This window comes from Parabacteroides sp. AT13, assembly GCF_002272965.1.
GTDB classification, from domain to species: domain Bacteria; phylum Bacteroidota; class Bacteroidia; order Bacteroidales; family Tannerellaceae; genus Parabacteroides; species Parabacteroides distasonis.
Genome location: NZ_NQMH01000001.1, coordinates 3378693 through 3389137 on the forward strand (window position 1 = coordinate 3378693; position 10445 = coordinate 3389137).

The 10445-nt window shown below is 48.3% G+C and carries 13 protein-coding genes and 2 pseudogenes; 13 read left to right on the plus strand and 2 right to left on the minus strand.

Translation table 11 applies throughout. The annotated features are described in order from the left end of the window. Positions 1-2: 2 nt before the first annotated feature. The 7 genes from CI959_RS14260 to CI959_RS14305 all read left to right on the plus strand — a co-directional run bounded on the left by CI959_RS14260 (position 3) and on the right by CI959_RS14305 (position 4612). Positions 3-299, plus strand: coding sequence for a hypothetical protein (locus CI959_RS14260; protein WP_004289504.1), 297 nt, complete (start codon positions 3-5; stop codon positions 297-299). 4 nt (positions 300-303) lie between these two features. Continuing rightward, complete coding sequence (locus CI959_RS14265) at positions 304-561, plus strand: hypothetical protein (RefSeq protein WP_004289503.1); 258 nt, start codon at positions 304-306, stop codon at positions 559-561. 474 nt (positions 562-1035) lie between these two features. Beyond that, positions 1036-1323 (plus strand): LPD11 domain-containing protein, encoded by a 288-nt coding sequence (locus tag CI959_RS14275; RefSeq protein ID WP_004289501.1) that lies wholly within the window; start codon positions 1036-1038, stop codon positions 1321-1323. Between the two features lie 36 nt (positions 1324-1359). Continuing rightward, positions 1360-1593, plus strand: a complete 234-nt coding sequence (locus tag CI959_RS14280; RefSeq protein WP_004289500.1) for a hypothetical protein — start codon at positions 1360-1362, stop codon at positions 1591-1593. Positions 1594-2349: 756 nt separating this feature from the next. After that, complete coding sequence (locus tag CI959_RS14285; RefSeq protein ID WP_004289499.1) at positions 2350-2733, plus strand: single-stranded DNA-binding protein; 384 nt, start codon at positions 2350-2352, stop codon at positions 2731-2733. A 377-nt stretch (positions 2734-3110) separates the two neighbouring features. Continuing rightward, positions 3111-3638, plus strand: a complete 528-nt coding sequence (locus tag CI959_RS14295; protein WP_004289498.1) for a hypothetical protein — start codon at positions 3111-3113, stop codon at positions 3636-3638. 659 nt (positions 3639-4297) lie between these two features. Continuing rightward, complete coding sequence (locus CI959_RS14305) at positions 4298-4612, plus strand: hypothetical protein (RefSeq protein WP_004289495.1); 315 nt, start codon at positions 4298-4300, stop codon at positions 4610-4612. A gap of 181 nt (positions 4613-4793) precedes the next feature. Here CI959_RS14305 and CI959_RS14310 read toward each other — a convergent pair whose 3' ends face one another. Further along, positions 4794-5075: an HU family DNA-binding protein gene (locus tag CI959_RS14310; RefSeq protein ID WP_005777181.1), complete on the minus strand. Its 282-nt coding sequence runs from the start codon at positions 5073-5075 to the stop codon at positions 4794-4796. 434 nt (positions 5076-5509) lie between these two features. After that, on the minus strand, positions 5510-6142 hold the full coding sequence (locus tag CI959_RS14315; protein ID WP_004289492.1) for a recombinase family protein: 633 nt from the start codon (positions 6140-6142) through the stop codon (positions 5510-5512). Between the two features lie 235 nt (positions 6143-6377). Between CI959_RS14315 and CI959_RS14320 the strand changes: the two genes are divergently transcribed. From CI959_RS14320 to mobV, 6 genes and pseudogenes are all read left to right on the plus strand, one after another. Continuing rightward, positions 6378-7427, plus strand: coding sequence for a hypothetical protein (locus CI959_RS14320; protein ID WP_004289491.1), 1050 nt, complete (start codon positions 6378-6380; stop codon positions 7425-7427). A 26-nt stretch (positions 7428-7453) separates the two neighbouring features. Then, positions 7454-7906, plus strand: coding sequence for a hypothetical protein (locus tag CI959_RS14325; RefSeq protein ID WP_004289490.1), 453 nt, complete (start codon positions 7454-7456; stop codon positions 7904-7906). Between the two features lie 10 nt (positions 7907-7916). Then, a pseudogene (locus CI959_RS14330) lies at positions 7917-8314 on the plus strand (hypothetical protein). Further along, on the plus strand, positions 8311-8889 hold the full coding sequence (locus CI959_RS14335) for a hypothetical protein (RefSeq protein WP_005777186.1): 579 nt from the start codon (positions 8311-8313) through the stop codon (positions 8887-8889). The pseudogene CI959_RS14330 and the gene CI959_RS14335 overlap by 4 nt, the downstream one beginning before the upstream one ends. Positions 8890-8891: 2 nt before the next feature. Beyond that, positions 8892-9734, plus strand: coding sequence for a hypothetical protein (locus tag CI959_RS14340; RefSeq protein WP_005777197.1), 843 nt, complete (start codon positions 8892-8894; stop codon positions 9732-9734). 220 nt (positions 9735-9954) lie between these two features. After that, positions 9955-10445: pseudogene (mobV, locus tag CI959_RS14345) on the plus strand (MobV family relaxase); the annotation flags it as partial.

The following is a 10445-nucleotide window of genomic DNA, read 5'->3' on the forward strand; positions in this document are numbered from 1 at the left end:
ATATGGGAGAATACAAATTTTATCAAGACCGTAAGGTTACAAGTTGGGAACGGGATTATTTCAGTGTAAAAGCAAATAGTTACGAAGAAGCCGAGGCAATCGTCCGCTCATGGAACTGTGAGGACGTGTCGAACATCATTGACAACCGTCTTTGCTATGAAGAGTGGCAAGCATTGACCGATACATCGGAATCTATGCTCCCCGAAGAAAACGACGGCAACCCGACAATAGAGATTTTCAACGAAGACGGAGAATCAATAATGACCAATGTACCTAAAACACCTCAATCAAACCAATAGAACCATGAACGTAACAATCGAACACGTCTTTTGCCGCTATAGCGATGAAGCGGAAGAAATCTATTTCCGAATCATGAACACGATTCTTTTTGCAACTGACGAAACCGAACTTCGTGCAAGTATGGAACGTTTGAAGAACGAGACCTCACTCGATGAGTATTTTATATTCGGATACGGAGCACACCATATCTGGATAAACCAACGGCGACCGAGTGATAAAAACAGAATTTTCAAAAATCGGATTATGGTAGCCCATTTCTGACGGGAACGGGCAAGAGACCTCCGATGTACTTTTGCGGGCTAAACCGGAACTGCCAGTTTCAGCCCGTTTCTTTTTCTCTCGGCAGACATGCCGGCGCAATACCTTTTTTATCCTCATAATTAAAATTCTTATACAACCCGGAGGCCCATTTATATTTTCTTTTCGCTGCAACCCTTTTATATAAGCTATCGAACCTTTTGCAAGAGACCTTCTTTTCCCTGTGTTCGCACGTCGCTTTCGGGCTGCCTGATATGAATTGTGTCGCAAAGGTACTTGTCATGTCATTCTTGTATGCAAGGTCAAAGACTGACGGTTCACGACAAAATCTCCACCCTTCGCTCCGCACGGGTAGTATTTAATCGTGAAACCTTGCATAAAGAGCCATGACACCTTTCGAGGCGACATAATTAAATCAGGCCCGAAAGTAGCTGGTGCTACAAGAGGGAAAAAAGAAAACTCAAAATTTTATAGATTATGGCAAACGATGTAACAAATTCAAATGGACGAGTAACGGCAGACGAAGTAATACACAAGGATTCGGTTTTCAGATACCAACTGTTAGACCGCTTACGGTCAGATTGCGAGTATTACCTTAATTACGGTAACAGACACCCGAAATCCTTATGGGCTGGCGACGAAAAATTGCAAATTGAATTTATGATAAAACTGCATGAGAGTTTCAAAGAGGACGAAAAACCAGAATGGCTTACGATGGATGAGATTTTAGAATACAGCAAGAAAATGATAGCTCAAGAAGAATAAAATTACAACTAAGGAACAGACTAAAAATGTGATTTTATGGCATGGTTAGCAGTAAATAAAGACGGAACAGAATGGATAATGCCCGGAAAGCCCGTTCGAGGCTGGTGCGGGCATTGGGAGTACTCGGAAAAAGTGTACGTCGAGAGCGAGCAAGGGTACGTATCAATCGAGATAGAACTCCCCAAGGGGTCTGTTTACAAACTACTCGGTAAGGAGCTGACATGGGATGATGAACCGGTGGAATTGCAGACCGAAACAGAAAAGAGGTAAAAGCAAGCGGGCTGAACGTAGCATCGGTTTCAGCCCGCTTATACCGGCTAAACAGGTACACACCGGCGGGAATCCCTTTTTTATCTCCGTAACAGACATCCATACCGTTTCCTTCGGAAATAACCTTTTATACCTTTTGGCAGGCTATATCCTTTTGTAGAAAACGTCCGTTCGTGCGAAGGCGGTTCCTCCGCTTTGTTTCAAGACAGACTTCAGCCCTTTTTCCTTTTCCTCTTCTTTCCCTCATTTCTCTTGCCGGATAGAGACAGCGACATCAATACGCTGCATACATCTTTTGTCGGCTCTTCGTTTGGGCCCCCTTTCCACTATGCAGCGTACATGGTTGTATAAACGGTATATCGTTCTTGCCGCTTCAACCCCAAACAACCGATACGCTTTCTTGCCAGATGTTCTTCCCGCCCACCTGCCGGAACGGGAGCGGTCTTGTGTCAGTGGACGGACAGGTCTTTCATGTCTCCGAATCCGCTGCGGATTGTTTCGCCTCGACTTTTTCGCGACCGCTTTCTATTTGAAGTCGCCATATCGTTTTTCGTTGCAAAGTTAGTATGCAGACGGGCGCGACCTGGTGGTCTTGACCAATGGCGTATCGCACAAATCTTCCTTTATCGGGCCTGCGGTTTGGGGCTTCGCCTCCAAAATAAAGAGTATTTATGCGCTATCCTTGGTGCAGCCCTTTACTGCACCTACTTTTTATGCACCGTAAAACTGATTTATTAACTTCAAAAAGCAATCGCAATGAAAAAGATCGAGAACAATTTCGCAGTAACCGGATTCGTGGCAAAAGATGCCGAAGTCCGTCAGTTCACCACCACAAGTGTCGCACGTTTCCCGCTGGCAGTAGCCCGTCAGGAGAAGAACGGCGAAGAAACCAAGCGCATATCCGCTTTCATGAACATTGAAGCGTGGCGCAAGAACGAGAATACCGGGTCGTTCGACCAGCTCACCAAGGGCACGCTGCTTACCGTGGAGGGCTACTTCAAGCCCGAAGAGTGGACCGACAAAGACGGCGTGCTGCACAACCGCATCGTAACGGTCGCCGTCAAGTTCTATCCCGCTGTCGAGAAAGAGGAGGAAGCTCCTGCGGAACCGGTAAAGAAGCAGGAAAAAGGCAAGAAGTAATTCCTGCCTTATCCGGACAAAGCGGCTTGAAAGCCGCTTTTGTTTTACTCGTTACCGTTCCGGAACGTCCACACTTTTATACTCCTTCATACTCCACACGAAGAGTCCGCCGCCGTCCATTGATTTTCCCGTGCAAAGTTAAGGCGGTCGGGAATCGGCAAGGCGCGGCTTCATTTGTCGTTAACAACCATCAACTCGCAAGCTCGTCAATACTTGTTCAACACAAATGAAATCGTCCACGGGACTATCCGCTTCCTCCTTGCCTTATTTCCCTTCTGTCCGCCTTGTGGCCCGCACGTAAATCAAATCCCGCCGGACGAGGGAAACCCTCCGAAAGCAGGGATAAAAACGAAAGTCAAACTTAAAATTCAAAATGTATGAAACAGATGATTTGGTCAAGCTATGACCTGTTGGACGAAACGGCAAAAGAAGAATATCAAAATTCCCAGCGGGAAATATTGGACGATGACAGTTACGAGGTCAGCGATGAAGAATGGGCAGAAGAAGTATATTGCCGGCTGGACGACGAACGAAGCAATCTGAATAAAGAAGTGGACGGCATTATTGTCGTGTTCGGCAACTTGGGATTATGGAACGGCCGGAGACGAGGCTATCAAATATTGGGCAGCACCATTGCCGATATTTTGAAATCCCAGTGCGACGATGCAGAATGGTACGGCGACGGCTACAACATTCGCGGACGGATGGACCATCATGACGGTACGAACTATACCTTATACCGTATCGCCAAAGGCCGTGACGAAGCGGAACGTATCGCCGATAAGATTTACAACCGTGAAATCGACGAAGAAGGCTTCCGCCGGAGAACACGTTCCCTCTATCCGTATGTAGCCGCCGTGTACGGCTGGAAAACAAGGCAGCGCAAGCCGGACAAGGCCGCATAAAAATGCTGCCCGCAAAATACCGCAACGCACCCGCCAGAGGTGGTTGCGGTATCCTTTATTGAATGACTGAAATACAGAACCATCACCTTTTATAATCAGCTTCGTTCCTTTTTTATCTCATGTTTTTTGTGAAACCGGGAATGGACGAATATTTTGAACTGACGGACGAAGGTTACGAGTGGGTCTCCTAAACATTCGGTACAGATAATGACAGGTACGGGTTCGGGATACATTGGCAATGGATGTGTCCTGAATCCTTTTGCCGGAATTACCCTTTTATATCTTCATGACTCTTTCCCTTTTATCGAAGCGTATTCCGTACCCCATTGTACTCCGGCTAACCAACCGGAAAGCAATCCTCTTATAACACCTTAGCTTCCCCATTTTACTCCTTACAGCCGTTCCCCAGACACACTCCATGCCGAAAGCCCGCTTATTTTTTCTGCAAAGTTCGATTGCCGGCTGCCAGTCCCGGCAAGGACCGCTGGCGCTTGCAACCGGAAAATCTTCCTCTCCGACTTCGTTGGAGAGCGTATTTCCCGTTGCCTCCTTGTCTGGACTGACCGTCAATCCTGTGGCAGAAAAATAACCAGCCTCTCGGTACGAGATTGTACCAAAGGGAAAAACAAAAAATAGTTCAAACTTAAAATTTAAAGCGTATGACATTTAGAGAATTTATGCGAGAAAACGGTTACGAGTTACAGACAACTTTTTGGGAGGACTTCTCAATAGCGGACCGATTCGGTCTGTCAGCTATACAAGACACTTTCAAACGTGCTTTCGAGGAATGGAAAAATAACTATAAATACCTCACGGAACTGATATTGGTACTCAATCATAAAATCTGGCAGTATTATGAAACGAAACCGGAATTTGCGACACTTTACAATACCCTTTGGGAACAGGCAGGTCAATATGCGGTAGAGAACCTGAAAGATGACGAGTTAAGTTATTATTACGAGGTGACGGATTAAGCAAGGGAACACAAAGAGTCGGCTTTCATCGGCGGCTCTTTGTGCCACTTCCTTTTTTATAGCATACGGCAAAACAAATACCGCAACCGTCCGCAAAAGACAGTCGCGGTATCGTGTTATCCTGTATAACCATTGTCAACGGTCTCCCGAAACACTATGAAGAAAACCGTTTATACTTTCTTTATTTTCCCTCTTTTACCGCATCTAAGAATGTCTTTGCAGGCTTGAACGCAGGAACAGAGTGAGCCGGAATCACGATGGTCGTATTCTTTGAAATGTTACGAGCCTTTTTCTCTGCCCTTTGTTTGATGATGAAACTTCCGAATCCTCGCAGGAACACCTCGTTCCCGGCAATCATCGACTCCCTGACACTCTCCATGAATGCCTCCACTACAGTTGTCGCTACCGACTTTTCTATTCCGGTCTCCTGTGCGATCCGGGCAATAATATCTGCTTTTGTCAGACTGTTTTATTATAAAATCCGTTGCAAAGATAATAACATATCTCTTTGTCGTCTGGATTGCCAGCCTGATAATGTTACGGAAAACGATAATCCACCTTTATCTCACGGTGTTCCTTCGGCACGAACCAGACAATCGGAAAGCCCCGATAAAAGGAGAGAAACATAAAAAACATACAAATCCGTATCCTGTAGTCAAGGCAGGCAAACACCCGATCACCATTTATCGGTCATGATGGTAATCACTCTTGCTGAAACCACCGAATATAGCTTTCAGAATCTTTCCGATAACATAGAAAACCACTATAAAAACGATAAGTTCTCCCATATTCTATACTACTTAAAGTTAATATAAAGATACTAAAAATCAACGAGAACAGAAAACATATAGCCCTGATTCTCAAAAAAATCCATTTCAATCCGGCTAATACGAAAGCTCATTGCCCATCTTTCGGCTTACGCTTGCCCAACGGTCCTTTGAATTTTCCCCTATTGAGCTTTACCCCGTGCCGGTTGAGCACACTGAACACCGAACTCCGGCTGTTGTACCCGCTTACCGCCATGATGTCCTCGAAAGAATGACCGTTGACATACATATCAACGATGGTATTCTCCCGGTCGGCCTTATCCATCGCCTTCATCGTTTTTCTCGGGACCTTCGCTTTCTGTTGCAGATTCATGACATGTGCGGACGAATACCGCAATACCGCCACCTCTTCGGGTAGCGCCCCGAACATATCCAGTACATCGGCTGCCGTCGTTTCGGGGAACAGTTTTCCCCGCGAGTCGATCCGGTCATGGATGGAAATGATACGCACCACTTTGATTCGGCACAACTCAATAAACGCGGACAATTCGCGCGACCCACGGAGAGCGTTGCTGAATTTGGCCACGACAATCTCGTCACCTCTTTCGAGATTCGCTACAAGCTGTTTCCATCTGGGGCGCAGAGCCTCGTTTTCGACAAGTTCCTCTATCACTTGTACACAACCGTATTTCTGCATCCACTCTTTATCAGCCTCGAATCCGTCGTAACGATCCGCCTTGAATATGTAACCTACTTTTGCCATATCATTGTGCACTTCTATAAGAATAAGTACAAATATAAGAGTTTTATTTTAAACTAAACCATACTTTGAACGAAAATGATATGAAGGGCTTTCTGTGTCCTTCGTTTCTTTCACTTATTTTCATTGAAAATCAAACTATTAAGTGCAATGTTAAAAATGGTTTATAAAACGATTTTCGGCGCTTGTCATCTTGAAAAGAATACTTAGATTTGTGCTGTAAAATACAAAATGAACTATGAATTGTAAAAATCAATACTTAAAAATTGTACTATCGATTGCTGGACTTTCTGCCGTTCCGATTGCCATTTTCACACTTACATCGTGCGACGGTTCGAACGTCAAATCACTGGTTGAAGCCCAACCTACTCCAGCCGGTCTGTATCGGGAGTATCTGTCCGAAACACGCGGGCAAAAAGAACTTTCCTTTGAGGATTTGACCGCGTATATCGGGAAGTGGCAGACCTTGAAAGATTCCGTGACCGCAACCATGCGCCGGGACACGACCTATCGGGCACATTCCGACATACGTGAAGAGTGCATTCTGCTGCACGATTCCGTCCGTGCGGAACTTTCTCGGCTGGCGATGTCGAAACCTCGCACCTATAAAGAAGTGCTGATTCTGAAAGAACGTTTCTCTTCCTATACCGGAGACGTGGAACTGCATCGTTCCGCCGAAGAAATCCGTCCGTTTTTCGCAGAATTGGATAAACGTCCGGCCTGTCGGGGTAACAAGGAGCAAATTCTGTCAGCATATCGTAACGTGCTTGCCGAAACCCTGAACAATGGAATACATGGGAACGGCGACCTCAAAAAATTCATCGAAAGGGAGGATGCCGCTTTTCGAGCTTTCCTGTCCGGGTTGCACGAGCTTGGCGAAGCGAATATGGCCGACATCACCCGTGACACAGAGAAATGCTGCTCCGAGGTGTTTTTCGCCGCTGGGCGCAAGGAAATCACTTACAAGGACGCCACGATATACATGGCCTTACGTACCGACCGTCGGCTGATCCAGAACGTGCGTGCCTGTCTTGACAACATACGCCGTGGAAAGGTCGTAACGCCCGAACAGGCACAAGCCTATGTCTGGATGATTCTACAGCCCTACGCTTCCTTGGACGGCCTCTGCATGACGCTATTGTCCCCGGAAGATAAGGAAACCCTTTACAGGATGGCCGCAGAAACACCCGCCGCATTCGAGAAACTGCGCAGAATCCTGCCGTCGGAGGGCGACCGGTTGGACGAACTGCCCGGTATGCTCATGGAGATATTCATCGCCTCGTTGTAAAAGCCTATTCACAAAATAAACGATATATGATTATGTTACGACACTTTCTGGATGACTTCATGTCGTTCGTACCCCTGCAAATGCCGCAGCTTCTCAATGTGGCAACGATGGAGGAGCCGCAGTTCTACGGTGACTATGTTCTGCTCACATTCCCGCTGCGGGACCCCTATGATCTGGAGGAGGTCATGGACATATTCGAGGACGACATGGAGCTGATTACACTCTACCACCATGTGCCGGTCGGACTGGAGAAATCCGGTCATAGCACCTGTGCCTACTCCAATCCCGCTTTCGGGCAGATGTTCAAGATGAACGCCCGGACAGACGCGGACGGCAAGGTAAACCGTATCATCGCGACCATTTACGATTCGTTGGAGCTGATGTACGGCGACCTGTGTCTCGATCTGAAACTCCACGCCGGGAACGGCAGCTTCAAGTACAAAAAGAATCAGGAAGACGTGTTGTTGGATTTCATGTAAAACAACCCCTATGCGAAACACGATATACCGCCAAATGGTTTTCTGTATCGACACGTACCGCACGTGGATAGAAGTGGCCGATGACAACCTCTACAAGGAACACGTCATTTCGAGAAACACCCGGACCGACTTCCTTGTGACCCGCACGCTGGTACTGCGGGCCTACAAACCGCATGGTCCATACGAAAAGGGCATGACGTGGACGATTCCGGAGCATGATCTGGACACGGCACTGGCTACATATCGTAAGCAGAACGGCACATTCAAATCCCGGATGAAGAAAGGCGCGTCGTCCCTGACAGCCGAAGACACCGAGAACATTATCCGCTTGGCCACCCACGGATTGTCCGATTGGAACTCGTGGTACGGCCCGTTCATATACCTTCAAAACCCTATTACCTGTTATGACCTGGATTATATTACAATTCGTATTTCTTGCAATGCCTGTCGTCCTTCCGGCACTGTTGTACAGAAGCAGGCGTTGCTTCATGGCAAGATTCTACGATAAAATGGTGTGGAGCGAAAAGGCCCGCAGGCTGTACGCCCATGTGCTGCTTATCGTATTACTCTTGTTTCATTATGTCTATACGAGTGGACACCCCGGCGAGTTCGGTATCGTGCCATCTACCATCGTGTGTGCCGCATGGGCCTCTTTCAGGCGGGCGGACCGATGGATGCGCGGCTTGCTCGACCGGCCGAAACGTTTCGTCTGGTTTGCGCTCTTGGCATTGGTCATCGGCTTCGTGCCGCATCTGTACACGATGGCCGTAACAATCGCCTTTGTTCTTTTGGCTGCCCTGTTCTACCCGTCGGCAAGGGTCATGTCCGAAAAGACAGACATACGCAAATTCCTCGAATGGCTGGAATGTCCCGGAGCATTAGCCGACAGTTATCATAGTATCATCACGCGAGGCTGCCACGATAATGCGGATAATGGCAACCTGAAACTATCCGCACATTATGAATCATCAAAAACAGAATGAAAATGAGAAATAGAAATGAAGCGCCCGCCGCCATACTGGCGAACGTGGAAGTGTTCGACTACCTGAAAGAAAAAGTCGGCGAGCGGAAAACGAGAACGGAAGCCTACTGCGATTTGTTGGATAAATCGCTGGCAGGTTTCGTCTCCCCGTTTTTAAGAAGGCAGGACTACGACCTCTCTCCCTGCCAGTGCCATGTAACCGTTTCCGACCTTGCATCGGAGTGGCATTGGCATCGGGCTACTGTCCGCTCGTTTCTGGACACGCTCGAAGCGCTCGGACAGTTAGAACGCATCCGGCTGGCAAAAAGCGTCGTCATTACCATGCCCCTGCGGACCGGCACGCCTGCCATGCCGGACAGCGGACGGGAAGAAGCGGACTTTGCCACAAGAATACAGGAAGCATTGTACGACTGGATAATCGGCAAAGCAACCTCTTTCGATGTGGGTAAATCATGTGGACAAATCATGCGCCAGACCTTGACGGAGATAGCCGGACGGGACAGTCGTATCTATCCGGACAGTCATTCCGACACGGCATCGGCACAGACCGTCCGGTCGGAAGAACAGCTGTGTGAGACCGTCTTGGAATGTATTGCCCATGCCGCCCTCTGGCGGGTTCTGCGTAAATCGAGGTTCGACGACGGCTCGCCGCTCGTGCAGTTCTTCCGGCTCGACCTCAGCGGGGAATGGGCGGCGTTCATCGAGGCCTCGAAAGAGCTTGCAGAGCTTGTTATCGACGGAAAACCGGACGGGACAGGCTTCGGTACGGACGAAGAGACGGAACGCCTTGAATCGCTTCGCAAACCCTTTTTATCGCTTCTGGCGAAGGCGCAGGAGGAAAGCTGAACGGGATTCGCGGACAGAGATTGTATAACCACGGGCAATTCTCCCCAGTTCAGGTTCAAATATCCTTCCAGTTATAGCAGGCATCCGGGCTTGCCCGTCTGCCACTGAACAAAGGGAAGGGGGAGCCTAATACCCCTGCTGACTGACGTCGCAGGGAGAAGTGTCCAAGCAAGCAGCAAGCTGGGACACGGGGAATTGTCCGAAACAACACGAAAACAGTATGGCAAATGCAAAACAGGTTCTCGATGTTCAGGTATCGAAAGGGATCACCGCCGCCAAGGCAACGAACACCTGCGTAATCGCAGCGAAGAGGCGGAGAAGTACGCCATGAGCAAGGGCAACTACGACCCCACCCGCAAACATCTGAACTTCGAGATTGTGCCCGGAGGCAAGGTTCGCCCCATCGACACGAGCCGCAATATCCGGAACGGATAGCGGACATTTGGGCCGTCGCGGGATCAAAGACCCCAACGAGGGATTGGTTGAACCGAAATACCGCACGGTGGTAAACATCATTTTCGGCGGTTCGCGAGCGGATGCACGAACTCGCTTTCGGCACGCAGAAGGTGGATTTTGAAAAAGGTGCGACAATACCCGCATCAAAAGGAAGAGCGACATCGAACGTTGGGCGAAGGATGTCTATGCATTCGTTTGCGCAGATACGGCGAGCAGAATATAGCCGCCTTCATTGTACACCTCGACGAATTAAAT